Origin of the sequence: Serratia sp. CY32780, from assembly GCF_052169135.1 — a bacterium.
Taxonomy (GTDB): Bacteria; Pseudomonadota; Gammaproteobacteria; order Enterobacterales; family Enterobacteriaceae; genus Serratia; species Serratia sarumanii.
The window spans coordinates 1-575 of record NZ_JBJNLI010000015.1; the positions used below are offsets into that span (position 1 = coordinate 1).

General features: G+C 54.3%; 1 rRNA gene. It reads left to right on the forward strand.

The window, feature by feature from the left end:
- Positions 1–575 (forward strand): 23S ribosomal RNA (locus ACJ8HH_RS23860); the annotation flags it as partial.

The window sequence follows — 575 nt, forward strand, 5'->3', positions numbered from 1 at the left end:
GGGGTGAGGACAGTGTCTGGTGGGTAGTTTGACTGGGGCGGTCTCCTCCCAAAGAGTAACGGAGGAGCACGAAGGTTAGCTAATCACGGTCGGACATCGTGAGGTTAGTGCAAAGGCATAAGCTAGCTTGACTGCGAGAGTGACGGCTCGAGCAGGTACGAAAGTAGGTCTTAGTGATCCGGTGGTTCTGAATGGAAGGGCCATCGCTCAACGGATAAAAGGTACTCCGGGGATAACAGGCTGATACCGCCCAAGAGTTCATATCGACGGCGGTGTTTGGCACCTCGATGTCGGCTCATCACATCCTGGGGCTGAAGTAGGTCCCAAGGGTATGGCTGTTCGCCATTTAAAGTGGTACGCGAGCTGGGTTTAGAACGTCGTGAGACAGTTCGGTCCCTATCTGCCGTGGGCGTTGGAAGATTGAGAGGGGTTGCTCCTAGTACGAGAGGACCGGAGTGAACGCACCACTGGTGTTCGGGTTGTCATGCCAATGGCATTGCCCGGTAGCTAAGTGCGGAAAAGATAAGCGCTGAAAGCATCTAAGCGCGAAACTTGCCTCAAGATGAGTCTTCCCT